The sequence below is a fragment of the Marinobacter nitratireducens genome, assembly GCF_000708045.1.
GTDB classification, from domain to species: Bacteria; Pseudomonadota; Gammaproteobacteria; order Pseudomonadales; family Oleiphilaceae; genus Marinobacter; species Marinobacter nitratireducens.
In genome coordinates this window covers 506649-525787 of sequence record NZ_ANIE01000007.1, presented here as the reverse complement: position 1 = coordinate 525787, position 19139 = coordinate 506649, and the positions used below count along the sequence as shown (strand labels likewise).

The 19139-nt window shown below is 57.5% G+C and carries 17 protein-coding genes and 1 pseudogene; 12 read left to right on the top strand and 6 right to left on the bottom strand.

The genetic code is table 11. The annotated features are described in order from the left end of the window. The 11 genes and pseudogenes from D777_RS17700 to D777_RS13510 all read left to right on the top strand — a co-directional run. Positions 1 to 987, top strand: a pseudogene (locus D777_RS17700) (hypothetical protein); the annotation flags it as partial. 202 nt (positions 988 to 1189) lie between these two features. Beyond that, on the top strand, positions 1190 to 2437 hold the full coding sequence (locus D777_RS13545; RefSeq protein WP_150112647.1) for a hypothetical protein: 1248 nt from the start codon (positions 1190 to 1192) through the stop codon (positions 2435 to 2437). 33 nt (positions 2438 to 2470) lie between these two features. Then, positions 2471 to 3550 (top strand): hypothetical protein, encoded by a 1080-nt coding sequence (locus tag D777_RS17695; protein WP_051669100.1) that lies wholly within the window; start codon positions 2471 to 2473, stop codon positions 3548 to 3550. Between the two features lie 45 nt (positions 3551 to 3595). Then, positions 3596 to 3748, top strand: coding sequence for a hypothetical protein (locus D777_RS18015; RefSeq protein ID WP_160171440.1), 153 nt, complete (start codon positions 3596 to 3598; stop codon positions 3746 to 3748). Positions 3749 to 3759: 11 nt separating this feature from the next. Then, complete coding sequence (locus D777_RS18260) at positions 3760 to 3888, top strand: hypothetical protein (RefSeq protein ID WP_264673446.1); 129 nt, start codon at positions 3760 to 3762, stop codon at positions 3886 to 3888. Then, the gene (locus D777_RS13535) at positions 3885 to 4898 is read left to right on the top strand and encodes a hypothetical protein (protein ID WP_036132998.1); all 1014 of its coding nucleotides are present in this window, start codon (positions 3885 to 3887) and stop codon (positions 4896 to 4898) included. Before D777_RS18260 ends, D777_RS13535 begins: the two co-directional genes overlap by 4 nt. Before the next feature lie 17 nt (positions 4899 to 4915). Continuing rightward, complete coding sequence (locus D777_RS13530; protein WP_227501766.1) at positions 4916 to 5782, top strand: DNA ligase; 867 nt, start codon at positions 4916 to 4918, stop codon at positions 5780 to 5782. Between the two features lie 84 nt (positions 5783 to 5866). Then, positions 5867 to 6778, top strand: a complete 912-nt coding sequence (locus D777_RS13525) for an alpha/beta fold hydrolase (protein ID WP_036132996.1) — start codon at positions 5867 to 5869, stop codon at positions 6776 to 6778. After that, the gene (locus tag D777_RS13520; protein WP_051669099.1) at positions 6775 to 7080 is read left to right on the top strand and encodes a hypothetical protein; all 306 of its coding nucleotides are present in this window, start codon (positions 6775 to 6777) and stop codon (positions 7078 to 7080) included. The genes D777_RS13525 and D777_RS13520 overlap by 4 nt, the downstream gene beginning before the upstream one ends. A 61-nt stretch (positions 7081 to 7141) precedes the next feature. Next, positions 7142 to 7399: a YdcH family protein gene (locus tag D777_RS13515; protein ID WP_036132995.1), complete on the top strand. Its 258-nt coding sequence runs from the start codon at positions 7142 to 7144 to the stop codon at positions 7397 to 7399. Between the two features lie 100 nt (positions 7400 to 7499). Further along, positions 7500 to 8813 (top strand): glycerophosphodiester phosphodiesterase family protein, encoded by a 1314-nt coding sequence (locus D777_RS13510; RefSeq protein WP_036132993.1) that lies wholly within the window; start codon positions 7500 to 7502, stop codon positions 8811 to 8813. A gap of 40 nt (positions 8814 to 8853) precedes the next feature. Here the strand turns inward: D777_RS13510 and D777_RS13505 are convergent, their stop codons facing one another. The 4 genes from D777_RS13505 to trxC all read right to left on the bottom strand — a co-directional run bounded on the left by D777_RS13505 (position 8854) and on the right by trxC (position 14875). Further along, positions 8854 to 10263 carry an SPFH domain-containing protein gene (locus tag D777_RS13505; protein WP_036132991.1) on the bottom strand — a complete coding sequence of 470 codons (1410 nt, stop codon included), beginning with the start codon at positions 10261 to 10263 and terminating at the stop codon, positions 8854 to 8856. Between the two features lie 166 nt (positions 10264 to 10429). After that, a complete protein-coding gene (gene cysK, locus D777_RS13500; protein WP_036133148.1) occupies positions 10430 to 11401 on the bottom strand; it encodes a cysteine synthase A in 972 nt (323 codons plus the stop codon). 38 nt (positions 11402 to 11439) lie between these two features. Then, entirely contained in the window at positions 11440 to 14361 is a 2922-nt protein-coding gene (locus tag D777_RS13495) for a transporter substrate-binding domain-containing diguanylate cyclase (RefSeq protein ID WP_081849557.1), read from the bottom strand. 76 nt (positions 14362 to 14437) lie between these two features. Then, on the bottom strand, positions 14438 to 14875 hold the full coding sequence (gene trxC / locus D777_RS13490) for a thioredoxin TrxC (protein WP_036133143.1): 438 nt from the start codon (positions 14873 to 14875) through the stop codon (positions 14438 to 14440). A gap of 132 nt (positions 14876 to 15007) precedes the next feature. Here trxC and D777_RS13485 point away from each other — a divergent pair, with 132 nt between their 5' ends. Further along, positions 15008 to 15784 carry an ATP-binding protein gene (locus D777_RS13485; RefSeq protein ID WP_036132989.1) on the top strand — a complete coding sequence of 259 codons (777 nt, stop codon included), beginning with the start codon at positions 15008 to 15010 and terminating at the stop codon, positions 15782 to 15784. Between the two features lies 1 nt (position 15785). On the opposite strand, the gene D777_RS13480 is transcribed toward D777_RS13485, so the two are convergent. Further along, the gene (locus tag D777_RS13480; RefSeq protein ID WP_036132987.1) at positions 15786 to 17093 is read right to left on the bottom strand and encodes a DUF3422 family protein; all 1308 of its coding nucleotides are present in this window, start codon (positions 17091 to 17093) and stop codon (positions 15786 to 15788) included. Between the two features lie 15 nt (positions 17094 to 17108). Continuing rightward, positions 17109 to 19139, bottom strand: a complete 2031-nt coding sequence (locus tag D777_RS13475) for a histidine kinase dimerization/phospho-acceptor domain-containing protein (protein ID WP_036132985.1) — start codon at positions 19137 to 19139, stop codon at positions 17109 to 17111.

The window sequence follows — 19139 nt, the reverse complement described above, 5'->3', positions numbered from 1 at the left end:
GGAAATCTCCTGATCTCTCTGCCCTGGGGCCTTTACATGCATTTGTTGGGCAACAAGGCGGTGAAAGAAACGCCTCCGGTGAGACTGAACCGGCAGCGCCGTGAAGTGGCCATGCCGCGCTGGACGGAGGTAACGGAGTGCAAACTGCCCTTCTGGAATGACAGTGCCGCAGGCATCGCCTATATAACTTATATCGGTACTATAGCCGCTGTATTTATGCCTTTTACACTGGAAGGCGAGTCACCAGAATATGTCCAATTGTTGGTGACGATATTTGCTACGGCTTTGGCCATTGAAACTCTGGTGATTGGAACTTATTTTTTCATCGCCCTCCGCCTAAAGAAAAAACACGCCCCCAAGCTCGTCTACGAAATCTACCCCTGGGACAAGCTGGTTGCCTATATTGAGACGAAACAAAACATCGGTCCCGGCCTGATGGCCACCCACACCGTCCTCACCCTGGCCATCCCCAAACCGGATGACGCCGAATCCGCCCTGGCCGCGGCCAGCATCAACGTCGGCCATGAAACGTCCGGCCTGGCCCAATGGGAGTGTATTCGCGAGTTCATGGAAAATGGCCCCGAGGCCTGCCCGGATCCGAAAGAGGATGAAACGCTGGCCCACTACAAAGCCAAGTGCAGACAGGCCCGCAAAGAGATGTCCCTGCTGCCCTGGCTGGGTAAAAAAGTGGGTGACTGGTTCTTCCAGCGTTACCTGGCCCACATCATCACCGAGCGCCGCATCAAGACCCTGGCCCTGAAGAGCCTGCCAGAGGAACTGAAAGCCTGGTCCGCGCCTTTGCCCCAGGAACAGTGGGCCAAACCGTCAGAGGCACTGCAGAGCCTGAATCAACAGCTTGCCCGTGCTTACGAGCGTGGCCTTCGTTTCACCAACATGGGGCCGGTGTCCCAGTGGGAAGCCCAATACGACGAAAAGAAGCAACAGAAGCGAGGCCGACGCCGTTATCAGGCCAGGGTTGATTTCTAAGATAAGTGGGCTGATCAATGCCAATGTATGAGCAGGGCAATTTGCCGATAACACCGCTGGATGCGCCGGACACGCGATTGACCCCATTGATCATCAACTACCATGCCCTGGTAAGCCAGCCCATTAAGTCCTGACTATGACCAAAGCTAACGAGAGCCCATCACCAACTCAAACCTCGACTGAGCCCGAATGGGAGGCCGGTGTGCGCCGTACGACCCAAGAGGGGCGACTGTTGGCCCTGAGTCCTGTACCTGTGACCACCGGTGAGCAGGCGGTGGACGTCAATGCCTGGATTCGACGAAAAACCGAAGGGTGGCTGGATTTGCAGAACGGCAATCTGTTGTTTGGGGCTGAGTTTGCGTTGATGTTTTTGAGCCTCACTATTTTGGTGATGATGGGGGGAGTGGGCATGACTGTTGACTATTATCTTGGGCACCATGAATTAACCTGGATACCTTTGCTTGGATTGGGCGGAATGAACTTATTGGTTACCATCCCCTGGGGGCTTTACATGCATTTCCTAGGCAACAAAGCGGTGAAAGAAACGCCGCCTGTGAGACTGAACCGGCAGCGCCGGGAAGTGGCCATGCCGCGCTGGACGACTGAAAAGGGCTTACAGCTGCCTTTTTGGAACTCAAACTCGGGCTTAATTGCATATATAGCTTTGCTGCTCACCATAGGCTTTGTTTTTTCTGCTATTACGCAGGAGAATGCGTCCGACGAATATCGGAGCACATTGGTGTTTTGGGGATTACTGACTCTAGGTACAGAAATCCTGGTAATAAGCACCTACCTTTTCATCGCCCTCTGCCTAAAGAAAAAACACGACCCCAAACTCGTCTACGAGATTTACCCCTGGGACAAGCTGGTTGCCTATATCGAGACGAAACAAAACATCGGTCCCGGTCTGATGGCCACCCATACAGTCCTCACCCTGGCCATCCCCAACCCGGATGACCCCGAATCGGCCCTGGCCGCGGCCAGCATCAACGTCGGCCATGAAACGTCTGGCCTGGCCCAATGGGAGTGTATTCGCGAGTTCATGGAAAATGGCCCCGAGGCCTGCCCGGACCCGAAGAACGACGAAACGCTGGCCCACTATAAAGCCAAGTGCCGTCAGGCTCGTAAGGACCTGTCCCTGTTGCCCTGGCTGGGTAAAAAAGTGGGTGACTGGTTCTTCCAGCGTTACCTGGCCCACATCATCACCGAGCGCCGCATCAAAACCCTGGCCCTGAAGAGCCTGCCAGAGGAACTGAAAGCCTGGTCCGCGCCGTTGCCCCAGGAACAGTGGGCCAAACCGTCAGAGGCACTGCAGAGCCTGAATCAACATCTTGCCCGTGCTTACGAGCGTGGCCTGAAGTTCACCCAGATGGGGCCCGTGTCTGAATGGCAAGCGGGGCGTGAGGAGAGGCAGCGACAAAAGCGGGGGAGGGGGCGTTTCCGGGCCTGAACATTATCATTGAGTAATGAGAATCATACGGACATGAATCTACACTCACCCCGTGATGGGGATAATGCCTCTGAAACTCGATTCAAAGGGAGTGGCAAGCTCGCTGGTTCCGCTTGGCAGAATTATTACCACTCCGATGTCTACCGCTCCGATGCCATCCCAAGCATGCCACCGGGAGGGCACCCGGACATGGACAACGCGTTCCAGCGTCTGCCCTGGGGACGCAACCAGAATCCAATGGTGCCCAATACCATGGAGGCGCAATTGGCCTACGCTGGCTTGTTTGAGAGTGAAACCGATGTGGAAGATGGCTTCCCTTGGGGGGAATCAGTATTTTCGGTTAGCAAGGGATTTCTGAGTGGCTTTCAGAGCTTTCTTTATGTTCTTTATATGTGCACCGCGCTCGTGTTCTGCATATCCTTAATTGGGCTTATTTTCCTGATCCTTAGCGTGGCAATTAATAAGCCTAGTGCTGAAAGTTTTATTAGCTTGTTTCATGATATAAAGTACTTTTATTTAATAGTGGCCGTTTTATATTTCGGAGGCAAATACGGTCGCCTGCTCCTGGCCTACCTCACCGACAAGCGTCAACGAGCCAACCCCACGGGCCTCTACCGCCGGGAAGGACTGGTTCGGATCAAGGAAGGCAAGACCGTCTTCGAAGCTCCCTTCATCGAGTTCGACGCCTACCTGGTACACACCCCTTCCGGCCGGGGCGGCCGTTACTTCAACCTGGTGCTGCAGCACCGCTACAGCAAGCATCAGTTGTGGATGAAAGGCCTGCTCACCGACGCCATGAACCAGAAGGAAGTGTATGCCTACTGGGACATGATCCAGCAGTTCATGGACGTGAGTGGACCTTTGCCGGACGTTCCCATCTTCGAGCCCTTCCGTGCCCGGGACCCGGTGACCGCCGCTCACGATGAACGCACGGGGCGGGACCCGTTCAAGTGGCGCAAGGTCACCCGAGAGGCTTGGCGTAAGGACCACGAACAAGGCTGGCAAAACCGTCTACAGGAAACGAACTTCCACCACCCTTGCATTCTGGATGCCCACATCCAGGGAAGGGGGCTGCCGCTGCCGGTCGAACCGCGAGGCGTCATGTTGGCGTGACGTCGAGGACAACCCCGCTGGCTGATGATGACGAATTAACCCGTTATGACTGATGTCTATCAAACTACCTCCTACCGCTCCGACGCCATCCCGGCCTTGCCGCCGGGAGGTCACCCGGACATTGATAAAGCGCTTCAGCGGCTGCCCTGGGGGCACAACCAGAATCCAAGCGCGCCCAATGGCAATACCAGAGAGTAGGGAAGCACTGGGTGTTTCCGGCGCCAGAGCTGGCCAGCGACCGCACCTTCGACGCGGCAACGGATGGCGAGCCAGATTTCGAACAGACCGACCGGCCCTTCTGGGCGGACGAACAAAGCGACAAAGCGGAGAGCGCATGACTGAGATGGCCATCGAGCCCCATTACGCCGACACGGCCTACCGTGGAAATCGTAAGTCGCCGGACCTGGCAGAGGATAATAAGCACGGCACCGTGTTCCGCAAGTCCTGGACGATGGGTGCGCCTTTGACGAAGGGTCGACTATCTGGGCTCGTGCCGCCGGGCCTCCTGGCACTTTGGTCACCGTCTTGGTTACGGGACGATAAGCGTTTGAAGGAAAGCGAAGGCGTTGATGAACTGGCCGAACGCCACACCTATTTCGGCCGGCTGGACGAGGAATGTATTCGGTACGCAACGTTACCCAAGTCCAGTTGGGCTTTGCTGTGGATGCAGCATGGAGGGCGTATAGGTTTTCTATGGTTATTCCCTTTGACTTTTCTTGTTTGGATGTATGGCTGGTGGATGAGTGATGCTGGTCGAGCATTCAGTGACTTTTTTGAAAAAGCTGTTCTTCCCCTGCTTCTCTATATGTTTCTACCGATGCTCCTATGCTGGGGTATCGGCCGCTTCCTGGAAAAGAAATTTCCTCTCATCGTCTATCGCCCCCCTAAGGGCCCGCTATGGGAACTGAACCGCCGCACGGGCATGGTGACGTTGTTCGATGATGTCACCAAGGACGAGACCGCCGGGAAGGTCAAGGCCCAGGCCCCCTTCCATGACTGGGAGGGCTACCTGATGTCGCTACCGGACCACCAGGGCAATATCTGGCACCGGCTGATGCTGGTGCACAAGACCCGGGAGTGGGCCTTACCCCTGAACCAGTTGCTGGCAGCGACAACAAACAAGCAGGATGTGCTGGCCTACTGGGACCTGATCCGCCAGTACATGGACGTCACCAAGCCCCTGCCGGACGTCCCGGTGTTCGAAGCCTACCGGTCCCTGGACCCGACCACCCGGGCCTACGACGAGAAAAAGGGGCGGGATCCGCACTATTGGTTCGACATGGACGACGAGACCTTCGAGTTGGTTAAGCAGGAGAACGAAGCCAAGATGCGGCGCTATAAGTGGTGAAGGGGTTGCCGAACCTCGTGATTATCAACACCAGACCCCATGTTCTGGCCATCTTATTATTTTGTCTTTCCGTTGCGACCCTGTACTCCTCGGCGCTTCACGCCCGGCCGCCGGTCATACCCCTGGCGAACGTCTACCATGAGGGCGTTGAGCTTGAGGAGTACTGGGTAAGCGAAAAGCTCGATGGCGTGCGGGCGTATTGGGATGGTGAGCATCTTTGGTCCCGGGGTGGTCATGTATATCGGGCTCCGGACTGGTTCACCGAGGATTTCCCGAGTCATCCCCTTGATGGTGAACTCTGGAGTGGGCGGGGAACGTTTTCGGCGCTGTCTGGTGTGGTGCGTAAGAGTCAGCCGATTGACGCGGAATGGCGAAATGTTCTCTATAAAGTGTTCGATTTGCCACAGCACGATCAGGTATTTGAAGATCGTTATGCCAGCCTGAAAGCGCTGGTTGAGGCGTCCGATTCTCACTATCTCTCGCTGGTCGTCCAGCGCCCGGTCAGAGATCACGAATCCCTGATGAACCAGTTGGAGATGGTCGTCGATGAGGGAGGAGAAGGGCTGATGCTGAAGCGCAAAGCCAGCCTCTATCACGGTGGCCGCTCGGACGACCTGCTCAAGGTAAAGCCCTACCAGGACGCCGAAGCCCTTGTCGTTGGTTATACGCCCGGGGAGGGTAAGTACAGCGGGATGATGGGCTCGCTGTTGGTCGCGCTGCCCAGCGGCAGGCAATTCCGCATCGGTACCGGCTTTTCTGATGCCGAACGGGCCGATCCGCCCTCGGTCGGGCAGACCATCACGTTCAAATATCGCGGCTATACGTCTACGGGCCTGCCCCGGTTTGCGAGTTATTTGCGGGTGCGAGAAGACGAGCCCAAATGACACTTACCTTTTGCCCGCAGGGACAATTGCCCTGGCGTGAACGTGTGTACACTGGTTAAAAAGTAACCGTTCAATAGGCGTCCAATGTCATCACCCCCCCTCTCTCAATGGCAACGCCACGCCAGTGCGATCGTCAGCGGCTTTCTGGGGGACTGGCTTGAGTCCCGAAACAATGCGTTGGCAGTGCCGATGTCCGTGCTACATGAGGGGCGTGAGGTGGTGCCACAGAGTCCCGGGGTTGACCGGGCCTCCGGGACGGTATGCCTGTCTATTCATGGTTTGATGGAACTGGAGTCAGTCTGGAATCTGCCGGGAACAGACAAACAGACCTATGGCACAAGCCTGTCGGGCAACGTGCCTGGCGGTGTTACCGATCTGATGCTTCGATACAACACCGGGCGGCCAATCTACCGCAACGGTGAGGACCTGGCGGCGCTTCTGGAAACTTTGGTCGACTCCTGGCCGGTTCCGGTAAAACGTCTGATCCTGATTGGACACAGCATGGGCGGTTTGCTGATCCGGAGCGCCTGCCATTACGGCCAGGTGTCGGGCCACCGTTGGGCGAATCTGCTTGGGGATTGCGTCTACATTGGTTCGCCTCATGATGGCTCCTGGCTTGCGCGCGGAGCCCATGCGGCGGCGGGCCTGTTGAATGAGATGCCTCGGGATTACCTGCGCGTTGGGGGCGAAGTGATCGATCTGCGCAGCGAGGGTATCCGAAACCTGACCCGGGGTGAGGTGCTTGCTCGGGGTACTGAGGAAACGCCGCTGATCCCGGGCGTTAGGCACTTTGTTGTGTGTGGTTTGCTGGCGCGCTCCCGGAAAAACCCGGTCAATGCCCTGTTCGGTGATGCGCTGGTTCACGAGAGCAGTGCCCAGGGGCGCGAACGATCCGGCTGGGAACTGGCGGGTGTCACTACGTTCCCTGGCGTCGATCACATCCGGTTGGCCCATCATCCGGATGTGGCGAAACAGTTGGAGGCATGGCTGGTATGAAGAATCTGTCCCATTATCAACGGAACTGGTGGCTCGGCGTGATGGACATGGCTGCGGAAGGCGCGGGCCATGGTGCCCTGAAGTTAGAGCGTGTGCACCTTGCGATCGCCGACGAGTCGTTCGGGATCTTTGAAAGCGTTCCTGTGACCCGGCCCTGGGCGAGAGTCGTTCGAAGTTCCCATCACGGCATCTCACGGCTGTGCTACCGTGCGGTCCGAGTGAGTGCCCAGGGAGTCGGATACGCGGTTTCCGCATTGTCGCCGGATGCCTTCCGGGCGCTTGATCAGGATCAAGACCAGTAAACGCGGTGCGCCCTAGACTGAATCCTAAAGACCAACAGAACCAGTCAGGGGAACGCCTACGATGTCATTGCAAAAGCACGATCTGCTACACGAGCTGCCGGAATCCAGGGAAGCCATTCACCTGCTGAAAACCAACAGCAGCCATTTTGCCAAACTGTTTGATGAGTACCATGAGTTGGATCACTCGGTGCATCGCATCGAAAGTGGCTCCGAAAACACGTCAGATGAGTATCTGGAAGAGCAGAAGAAAAAGCGCCTGTTTCTGAAGGATCAGCTCTATTCCATGATCCGGGAATATGAAGCCTCTACCGCGAGCTGACATAAAAATTCAGCAAATCGGTCAACGTGTGTTCATTCCGAGGTAATGCTCCTTGCTGAGACTGAACGGGCAGTTTCGTTCATTTCATAAGGAGCAGGTTATGAAGTTACACACGATTGCTGGCGCACTGTGTTCGCTGGCACTTCTCTCAACGGCACAGGCCGCCCCGAATAACCACGCCAATCACCAGTGGACAGCACCAGGGCAGTCGCAATGGCAGGGCAATCACGACCGCGGCTGGCACCATGGCGGTCGCTTTCAGGCTTCGGCCCAGCTTGGTCCTCGCCCGTTCTGGCTGGTGAACAACATGGATGAAGGCCCTCTGAAAGAGAAGCTGGAGTCCTGTGATATTCAGAGCTTCAAGCCCACCGAATTCGCCATCGGGCATCGTGGAGCTCCCATGCAGTTCCCGGAGCACACCAGGGAATCGTACGTTGCCGCTGCCAAAATGGGCGCTGGCATCATTGAGTGCGATGTTGCCTTTACCAAGGATCGTGAACTGGTCTGCCGCCATGCCCAGAATGACCTGCACACCACAACCAACATCGTCACTATCCCCGAACTGAACGCCAAGTGCACCCAGCCGTTTGTACCGGCGGATCCTGCCTCGGGGACACCGGCTCAGGCCGAGTGTCGTACCAGTGACATCACTCTGGCGGAGTTCAAGTCCCTGAAGGGCAAGATGGATGCCTACAACCCAATGGCAACCACGCCGGAGGAATACGTGGGCGGCACGGCCGATTGGCGCACCGATCTGTACGCCTCCAGTGGTACGGTTCTGAGCCACCGGGAAAGCATTGAGCTGATTAAATCACTTGGCGCCAAATTCACGCCGGAATTGAAGTCTCCGGTGGTGGCGATGCCGTTCGAAGGCGATTACACCCAGCAAGATTACGCCCGTCAGATGATTCAGGACTACATCGATGCCGGTGTGAGCCCAAGTGATGTCTGGCCGCAGTCGTTCAATCTGGAGGATGTGCTGTTCTGGGTGAATGAAAGGCCACGCTTTGGCCAGCAGGCGGTGTTCCTGGATCAGGCGGCACACACCCCGGAAAACACCTCTCTCGCGTACATGGAAAGCCTGAAAGCACAGGGGGTGAACATCATTGCTCCGGCGATCTGGAAGATGCTGACGCTGGACAGTTACGGCGATATCGTGCCGTCTGAGTATGCTGAGAATGCCGGTCTGGCGGGTCTCGATATGATTGCCTGGTCCCTGGAACGCAGCGGTCCCTTGGCGAACGGTGGCGGTTGGTATTACCAGTCCGTGACCGATGCCATCAATAATGACGGCGATATGTTCAAGGTCGTTGATGTGCTGGCACAGGACGTGGGTGTGATGGCCATCTTCGCGGACTGGCCGGCAACCGTCACCTACTATGCCAACTGTATGGGCATGGTGAACGGTCGGTAAGAGCCAGAGACGGCGCCGAGAGGCGCCGTCTTAATGGGTCTCACGGAGTGGCTGGGCTTGCCGTCGAGCGGCGTAGCTGCTCCATTGCTCCGAGGCTGGTGAACACCTCGAGGCTGCTGACTGGGGCCCCGGTTTCCTGTCCCTGGACATAGTAGTCGGGCATGTCGATGGTCACGTTCTTCAGGGCCGGGTACATGACTTCCGCGATATCCCGCTGGATCTCTGCCATGTAGATATCGCGGGCGGCCTGCTTGGCCAGTAGGTGCGCCTTGGCGACCTCGGCTTCCGCCAGGCCTTGCTCACGAATGGCTTTCGCGGCGTAGGTGGCGGCTTCCGCGTTGGCTTTCTGGATGTCCCGTTCGGCGACTGAAATTTCAAGCTGCTTCTGCTTTTCCAGCACGGCTACCGCTTTTTCTTTCTCTTTACGAACCCGCTCCAGCTCCGCCTGCTGGCGTTCCATCTCGACTTCTTTCTGCTTTGAGATGATGGCCAGTTCTTTGCTGCGTTGGGCATCCTGAATGGCGCGGGCCTTTTCGATTTCCTTTTCGAGTTGCGCGGTTTTGGCTTCAGCGCGGGCCGTTTCCTGGGCCTGGATGGCGGTTATGCGCTTGGCAACGAGGTCTTTCTTCTTGACCAGCAGGTCATCCAGGCGTTTCTCCGGAAGTGGACGCCCGATGGTGACCTGTCGAACCTGAATGCCATAAGAGTCCAGGGGATTGGCGATGCGCTTTGCCTGGCCGGAAGAGTCCTGGAGGATGATGTTTTTCCAGACCAGCTGAATTTTTCGCTCCAGTTTGTCACCGTCTTCGTTGTCGGAAGAGACGGCCGCCAGGTCCGTTTGCTCGACTTCCACCTGCCGGCGTTCTGTTTCATACAGACCATTCTGTAACTGGTCTTCCAGCTGCACCTTGAACTTGTTTAGCCCACCCTGGAAAAACTCCTCGCCGGTGTATTGGGTGGCGGTCACGACGGTGACGTTTTTGGCATTTTTGATCAGCAGCGAATCGATCAGGTTGTCGTAGCTCCGGAACTCACGGTGCATGGCGATGATTTTCTTGGGATCAGCGGACAACCGGAAACGAAATGTGGCGGGGATCCGCGCGGTGTAGGTATCGGCAAACTGCACTTCGACTTCCGTGAGCTGACGGGTTGATTTGATTTTTTCGCCGATTTCCTGGTTGCCAAAGTTGAGCGTCATGGCCTGATTGTAGGTATAGACGTTCGAGAAAAAAGGTACTTTGAAATGCACTCCGGGTTCGCTGAACACACGAATGCTACCGAACAGGGTGTCCTGAACCACGTAGGTGTAGCCAAGTTCCGTGGTGAAAAAAGATGACATTGAGAGGAAAGCGGCGAACAGGAAACCGATGATGGTCAGAAGATATTTCTTCATGCCTTGCATCAGCGCTGCCTGCCATTTGCTTTCCCTGGCCGGGGTCTGAGATTCCATTCCGTACTCCTCATTCTGGTGGGGGTGCGGAATTTAGCGTTATTGGCCGTTGGTTGCCAGCAGGGGGCGTAAGCAGATCTTGAGGCGTTGCGTAGGAAATGTCTGCAAGTTAACGATTAGGGGGATTTCGGGGCGCAGCGAACCGCTGAGCCCCGGAACTGATCAATCACTGCACGTTTTCAAGCTCACCGAAGCGGTCGGCGAACAGGGCAGATGACAGATAACGCTCGGCAGAATCCGGCAACACCACAACAATGTTCTTGCCCTGGTTTTCCGGCTGCTTGCTGACCTTCACCGCGGCCGCAACCGCTGCGCCGCAGGAAATACCGCACAGGATGCCTTCTTCCTGCATCAGTCGGTGCGCCATGTCCATGGCTTCCTCGTTGGTGATGGCTTCCACCTGATCCACCATGTCCATATCGAGGTTCTTGGGAATAAATCCGGCTCCGATGCCCTGGATCTTATGGGGCGCGGGTTTCGGGTCGTCGCCGTTCATCACCTGAGTAATGATGGGGGAGTCGGTGGGCTCGACCGCCACGGTGGTGATCTTCTTGCCACAGGTGCCCTTGATGTAGCGGGAAACGCCCGTCAGAGTGCCGCCGGTCCCCACGCCTGCCACGAAAATGTCCACTTCGCCGTCGGTGTCCTTCCAGATTTCCGGGCCGGTGGTGTCCTCGTGAATCCGGGGGTTGGCCGGATTCTGGAACTGCTGGGGCAGGAAGTGATTGTCCGGATCGGCGGCGAAGATCTCTTCGGCCTTGGCAATCGCGCCGGGCATGCCTTTGGCGGGCTCTGTCAGCACGAGTTCAGCACCAAGCGCTTTCAGTACCTTGCGGCGCTCCAGGCTCATGGACGATGGCATGGTGAGCTTCAGTTTGTAACCGCGCGCTGCGGCGACAAAGGCGAGGGCGATGCCGGTATTGCCGCTGGTGGGTTCAACAATGGTCATGCCCGGCTTCAGAGTGCCCCGTTTTTCCGCGTCCCAGATCATGGCCGCACCGATCCGGCATTTCACCGAGTAAGCCGGGTTCCGGCCTTCGATCTTCGCCCAGATGGTCGCCCCGTCACTGACGCTGTTCAGCTGGACCAGTGGGGTGTTTCCAATGGAGAGTGAGTTGTCCTGATAGATACGTGCCATGGCTTGCTCCTTGTCGTTTTTCGGCATCATAACATCACTCACTCTTTGACTGCGCGCACCTCCAGTCGGTTCCGGCCATTCTCCTTGGCGGCATAGAGCGCCTGGTCGGCAAGCCGCAGGAACTCAGCCGGCGTATCGTCGGGCGAGGGAATGTCAGTGGCAAGGCCGATGCTGACAGTGAGATGGATTTCGTGGTCGTTGAACGGGATGGGCGTTTGTTCAAGGGCGCGCCGGAAACTGTCCAGCCTGTTGATGACGTCGTTCCGATCCTGGTAGCTGGTGCATATAACGAACTCTTCACCTCCGAATCTGGACAGGCGGTCGGTTTCCCGGCGGAAATGCCCTCGCATGATCTCGGCCAGTTTGATCAGGCAACGATCCCCGGCTTCGTGTCCGTAGGTGTCATTGATCTGTTTGAACAGGTCGGCGTCCACCATGGCAATTGCATAGCCTGTCTCGTGGCGTTGGCACCACTGGAAGCCTTTGCGAAATTCCTGGTCAAAGTAGCTTCTGTTACCCAGCTGAGTAAGGTCATCCGTCACGCTCAGTCGAGCGAGCGTTTCATTGGCTTCAGCCAGTTCCCGGTTCAGCACACCCAGTTTGCGGTTCCAATAGATCAGGAGGGCGGCGATCAGGGCCACAACGGCGAGAATCTGCCAGATAATGGAGTAGTCGACGGATTGCTCTATGTGGATATTTCGCCAGTAGCCCTCCAGTTCGCTGCGTTCGGAGGGGGTGATGCTGTCCACCAGCTTCTGGAGTATGCCCAGTAGCACGGGTTGGTCATTCCTCACGGCAACCGACAGAGACCAGTCGGCAGGGATTCGCCCGATCACTTTCAGGTCGGCGAGCCCCATGTCCTGCATATGGTAGCTGGCGGTGGCCAGCGTCGTTACGTAACCCGCGAGTTTTCCTTCCTGCAGTAATCGCAGGCCTTCTTTCTCGTCAGACACCTCATGAAGCTGTAGCGCGGGATAGCGATTTCTCAACAGTTCGAGAAACGCGTAACCCTGAACCACCCCCACTGGCTTTTCGCGGAGCTCGGCAACACTCTCGATGAATGGCGCTTCGATTCGTCCCAGTACGATATTGGGCACTTGCACGTAGGGTTCGGTGAAATCCAGGTAGCGAGATCGCTCCGGTGTCTTCATCGCCAGAGAGAGCAGGTCGCACGTTCGGCTTTGTGCTGCCTCCAGGGCCTCCGGCCAGGATCGAGTGGGCACCCGGTTGAACTGAATGCCGCTGCGTTCGGTGAACAGGCGCAGAACTTCCGCAGAAAGGCCGACATGATGCCCGGAACTGTCCAGTCCCTCCAATGGCAACCAGTCGTTGTCGATGCAGTACGTCAGTGCACTATGCCGCTGCTCTAACCATTCCTTTTCGCCAAGGGAAAGTTCGATCTCACCGGTCTGTCTGAGGTTCCTATTGAACGAGGCACCCAGCCACCGGTTCTCGATCGTGCGCATTTCGGTGGCACTGATGGCCGACAGTGCCTGGTTCAGGATGTCGGCCAGCGGCGCCTCTGGGCGGGTAACGCCGAACCGGAGATCTTCACCGGACTGGCCATTGAGCTTCAGCTCTCCAGCGATATGGACGCCGGGAATTTGTAGCTCACGGATCCAGAAGTTCCCGTTTGGGAGGGCCGCGAGCACGGCGTCGACATCTCCCCTGGACAGGGCCTGGAACATGGCCTCCTGAGTCGAGAACACTCTGGCATCGTTGCCCAGAATCCGGACGACCTGGTCCTCATAGTAGATGTCGGAGCCGAGAGCGATGGTGTAACCCCGCAGGCTTTCAAGGCCATTGAATTCGAGCGTCTCGTCCAGGGTGAAGGCAACATTGGGAATGCTGTGGTAGGGCTCCGTAAATCGCGTAAATACCTCCCTCGCCTGGTTTTTGGACATATTGGCAAGTACGTCGATTTGTCCACTTTTGAGCATGGCAAACAGCTCTGACCACTGGCCAGCGACCGGAATCACTTGCAGACCAGTGAGGTCGGCGAGTCTGTCCAGAACATCCACGGTCAGTCCCTGCAGCTTGCCCCCATCTTTGAAACTGAAGGGTGCATAATCGCGCATCAGACCCACACGAACCGGACCGAGGTCGTTAAGGTAACCCCGTTGTTTGGAGGTCAGTCGGAAATCGGGAGGCTGAGCGAGACTTGCTCCTCCGAATTCTTGCCAGCGTCTCAACAATTCGGCCTTTCGCTGTTCTGGAATTGCCTCCAGTCCAGCCTTGAGGCGTTCATACAGGTCCGGATTACTCCTGGATACGCCGAGCCTAAGGTCCTCCAGAGCGAGCCGACCTAGCGGGGCTTTGCCGGTGACTTCAAGAAACCTGAATCCGGCTTCGTTAGCGGAGAACTCAAGCGTGAGGCGGGGGCCTATGATGATATCGACCCAGTCAAAGGCAAGCGCCCGGACCAGATCAGCGAGCGAGCTGTAGGTTTGAGGGGTAATGCCGTTTTCGGTCAGAAGGTTGCGGTAATAGATGTCCTCGACCACGCCGACTCGCAGGTTTTTGAGATCGCTTAACGTGTCGATTTTGCCCACGGGACGATCAACATCGTGCATGAGCACGGTCTCTCGCACATGGTAGGGCGCGGTAAACAGGATGCTCCGGGCTCTCTGGCTCTCGTAGGAAATGCCGTCGATGGCATCCAGCTCCCCGCGCTGGAACGCGGAGTAGATCTCGGGCCAGCTACCGATCCGGAAATCGAATTCAAGGCCGCTTTTGCTGGCGATTTCACGCAGGAGATCAATGGAAAATCCATTGACTGAGCGCCCCTCGATGAAGGAGTAGGGCTTGTTCTCGGCGACGATACCGATTGAGACCGGGGGGAGTCCGTCGGTTTGCTCAGTCTCGGCTTTCGCACCCCCCGGCACCCCAATGATAATGAAGCACGACAGCACCAGCCACAGCAGGCAGGTTTTGAAAACCCGGGTAGATTGTTCAAACATCAGGGAGTCGATAATCCGTGTCCGCCATGCTTTCAGTGTAGCTTTTTTGTACGGGATTACCCAGAAAACATGGCGGTTATTGCAGCTGTTGATTTAACCACGCGGATAATTGCGCAGCTGGCATCGCGCCGCTCTGACGGGCGACCTCACGGCCATTCCGAAACAGGATCAATGTCGGAATGCTGCGAATACCGTACTGCCCGGCGGCTTGCTGGGCCTCTTCGGTGTTGAGCTTGGCGAAGGTGACTTTGCCGGCCCATTGTCGGGAGGCTTCCTGAAATGCCGGTGCCATGGCCTTGCAGGGGCCGCACCAGCTGGCCCAGAAGTCCACCAGCACGGGCAGGTCGGAATGGTTCACAAAGGAGGCCATGGAGGCGTCGTTCAGGTTGGCCACGTCACCGGAAAGCAGGGGCTGTTTACATGCTCCGCAATTGGGCCTGTCTGTTAATCGGTCTGGGGGCACTCTGTTGGTTTTCAAACAATGGGGGCATTTGATCTGAAGGGGTTCGGGCATGGTGTTTCTCCGCAGTTGCATGATAATCAGATAGCGTTCGTGCGCTGACATTTCAAGCGGCTGGAGTGACGGTACTCCGGCAAAGTGAGATAAAGTCTCTGGAATTCCAAACCATCAAGGGATAGGCAGTTTATGAGTGGAGATGATGCGGTGGACTGGGACATCACGCCCGCGGCGGTATGGCGCCGTCACCGGTCCGGGCTGCGGGCCATCCGGCGCCTTGACCCGGTAAAGTGGGAATCGCTCACCGGTATTGAGCATCAGCAACAGGCGCTTGCCCGCAATACCGAGCGTTTCCTGGCGGGCGAGCCCTCCAATAACGCCTTGCTGTGGGGCGCCCGCGGCACTGGGAAATCATCACTGATCAAGGCACTCCTAAACCGTTACCGGGATCAGGGGCTGCGGATCATCGAGGTGGACAAGGACGATCTGGTCAATCTCCCGGAGATTGTGGATGACATCTGTGATCTTGACTATCGCTTTGTAATTTTCTGCGATGACCTGTCTTTTGAAGTCGGAGAGTCGGGCTATAAAGCGCTGAAAAGTGTGCTGGAAGGCTCGCTGGAACTGCCTCCGGAAAATGTGAGGGTTTATGCCACGTCCAATCGCCGTCATTTGATGCCGGAGTTTATGGCCGACAATCTGAAGAGTGAGATGCGCGATGGCGAATTACATCCGGCGGAGGCGATCGAAGAGCAGGTTTCTTTGGCGGACCGGTTCGGGCTTCAGCTATCGTTTTATGCGTTCTCCCAACAGGTATACCTGGAGGCTGTGGACGCACTGTTCCCGACAGTGAAAGACCGGGAACAGTTGCATCGCGAGGCGATTCGTTTTGCCGCGGCCAAGGGCGTGCGCAACGGCCGGACGGCTCAGCAATTCTACCGCCAGTTCGGCGGTGGTCAGGACTAGATTACTGTTTCTTGGCCAGTTTGATGAACCGGTGGTGGACGGCCCTGACTCCGAAGAACACCAAAATCAGCGTGGTCGGTATGGCAATGCCCAGAACCATCGACTTGTCGAAAACAACGCCGGCATCGTAAAGCGCGCCCAGTCCTAGCTTCAGCAGGCCGACCAGGTAGTAGGAGATGGCCACCACTGAGAAGCCTTCCACGGTATGCTGCATCATCAGCTGAATCTTGGAACGGCGGTCCATGGAGGTGAGCAGTTGCTGGTTCTGGCTCTGGATGGCGAGTTCAACCCGGGTGCGCATCATGTCCGATGCGCGGTCCACCCGCCGGGACAGGTCTTCGAGTCGCTCGCTGACGGCCTCGCAGGTCTTGACCGCCGGGGTCAGCCGCCGGGTCATGAACTCGGTGATGGTCAGGTGGCCGGAGAGCTCATCTTCACGAAGCTGCTCCAGACGGCTCAGAACCAGTTGGTGATAGGCTCGGGTGGCCGAGAACCGGAAGGTGGAATGAGCTCGGAAGGCCTCGATCCGGGCCGCGATGTTGGTCAGTTGTGCCAACATCTCTTCTTCGTCCACGTCCTGATTGTCGGCCAGCCCCTGAGTGATCACCGCGAGTTTCTGGTCCATGTCATTCAGGCTTGGTGTGATCTCCCGGGCCACGGGTAAGGCGAGCAGCGACATCAAACGGTAGGTCTCAATCTCCATCAGGCGCTGGGTCAGGCGGCCCAGTTGGCTGTTGGACATGCTGTGGTTGAGTACCATGAATCGGCCAAACCCGTCGCTATGCAGTTTGAACGTGCCCCACACCCGTGCAGCACCTTCCTGCGGGCTGCTGCCCACCAGTCGCAAGCCTTCAAAGTGGTTGCGCACATAGGCCAGGTCGGCATTGGTGTCTTCCTGTCCGGGGCGGATTTCAAGATGGAAGGCGGCGACAACCGTACCCACCAGCTTTTCCAGCCAACCTTCCGGAAGCGGTGAGATTCCGGTCTCGGAGAACGGAGCCTCGTCGCCAACAGCCAGGTTCGTGAAGGTGTAGGACGCAAACTCCATGTGCATTTCACGGCGCACACGCAGGCTGCCGAAGGTCTGCTCGAAGCAGCCGACCTCTTTTTCGGGAACCGGGTAACCAAGCTGTCGATGAAGGTCCTGAAGATGTTCAAATTGCTGCTGACGCTGCTCGGGAGAGGTCAGCACGGACATCTGGGTGATGCGGGCAGGTGTCGGTAACACCTGGAAAGGCCGCGAGTGCAGCTCGTTGTAGAGGTCATCCCGAAGTGGATGAATGTCCAGGTATTCCAGTCTGGCGCTCACGGCAATGTCCTGTAATCAGCTGTTGGCTGGGGGGATGATAACGCGGAAGCGCACGCCGTCAATGGCACCTTCGACCTCATTGGCAGCGGTGACACGGGCGCGGTGGTAGTCAGCAATCAGTCGTACAATCAGCAGCCCCTGCCCGAGATGGCCCTCCTGCTGGCCGTCCCTGAGTGATACGAATGGGTCGAAAATGTCGGTGCCACCTCCCTTCGGCAGGGCTGAGCCTTCGTTAAATACGGAGAGGCAAAGATCGGTGGCGGATTTCTCCAGCTGAACCAGGATCAGGCCCTGATTGGGAGTGAAATCCCGGGCGTTATCCACCAGTTTGTCGAGAAGCTGGACCACGAGCTCCGGTGAGCCGTGCATCGGGCACCCCTCGTCTGGTCCCCGGTACTGGATACGGTGTCCGTTATCGAGCGCCTGATACGCCTCCGTCGCCTGGCTGGCGACCACCGCCAGATCAAACGTTTCGTTGTCTGCATGATCGAAACTCTGTTCCAGCCGCGCCGCTTCACTCATGCCGTTGAGAATCTGGCTCAGCCGCTCGGTAGCGGACGTGGCGCGCTCAACGTACTGGTTCCGTTCTTCGTCGGACTGGCTGTGGGCCAGGTTTTCAAGGGAGGAGCGCACAACGGCGACCGGGGTTTTCAGTTCGTGGGAGAGACGCCGGGAGAAGCTTTCCAGGTAGCGGTTGTAGCCTTGAAGGCGATCAATCATCTGGCTGAAGTGGTGTTGGAGCTGACCCAGCTCATCTTTCGCTCTGCCGGCGGGAAGTGTGCTAGTGATCCGGCCATCGGGATCGACGCTGGCATTGACCGCCCGTTGTAACCGGGTGATGCGCCAGGACAGCCAGCTGGCATACCCCAGCAGGACCAGGGTCAGGCCGATGATGATGAGTGTACTGCGGGCGATAACGGAGCCCAGGGTTGAACCCGACAGTGTCAGAAGCTGGTCCAGGGATTGCTCCAGTAGCAGCGTGCGGCCGCCAAAAACCGGTTCACGGGTAAGCATCCACAGGCTGCCATCGCGATGGCGTACCAGGGGCTCGCTCGGCCACTCCTCGGGTGCCAGACGCATCCGATCAAGATCCACCGCCTCCGGGGCCGGTTGGTAGAACTGGACGAGGGCCCGGAGTGCGTTAAGGCTGATCTGTTCAAGGACCTGCAGCGGGCTCAGTTCATCGAACTCGGGAGATTCCGGCCCGGTCGCCGCCTGTTTGCTGGCAATCAGCCATCCTGCAGGCTCCAGGACCCGGGCATGCTGGCCGCGGTTCAGGTATTGGCCCAGTTGGCGTTCCAGGTGTTGATCTCTGCGTCGCAGTAGTGGCAGAGGAGCCGTGGAGGTGCCCAGGGCAATGTTATTTCCATCCTCCAGCCAATGGGCGGTAAACCCCAGCCGGCTTCCCGGCTCGGGGGAGGGCAGCTGCAGTTCGATCTGCCAGTTGTTTCCCAGTGGCTGCCAGTTAGCCGATACCCGGTAATCAGGGCGGTCTGACTGGTCAGCTTGGCTGGCGTAGAACTGGCCCGGCGAGGGTGTCCGGATCAGCCAGGATTGTGGTGAAGGTGATTTTCCAACGGTGTTGGCCGGCGCTTGCAGCCACAGGTCGAGATAATCGTGGGGCTGCCCGGGATTGCCTGGGTTGAAGAACACAGGCTGGCGATTGGTTACACGAATCAGCAGGTAGAGATGCCGACCCTCGGAGACTGCCTGCCATTTCAGTCTGCTGTCTTTGTCGTTGGAGGGAAACTGCCACTGGTCAGTCGCCTCGCCCTCTTCGAAGCCTGGCCATTCATCGCCATAACCATCGAGGCGAATGGCGTAATCCACCGGTTCAACATAGATTACCGGCGTATCGGACGTGACGGGTTCCTGCCCGATCAGCTGGTCCCCGGCAATGTCGGCCAGGCGCACGGCCTGATCCCGCAACTGCTCGCGCGCCTGTTTCCTGAGGGCATCATCCAGTTCCAGAACAAACTGCAGGCCGGCCCAGGGGATGAGCAGCATCAGCAGACTGGCGATCAGCAGTTGGCGCTTCAGGCTCAA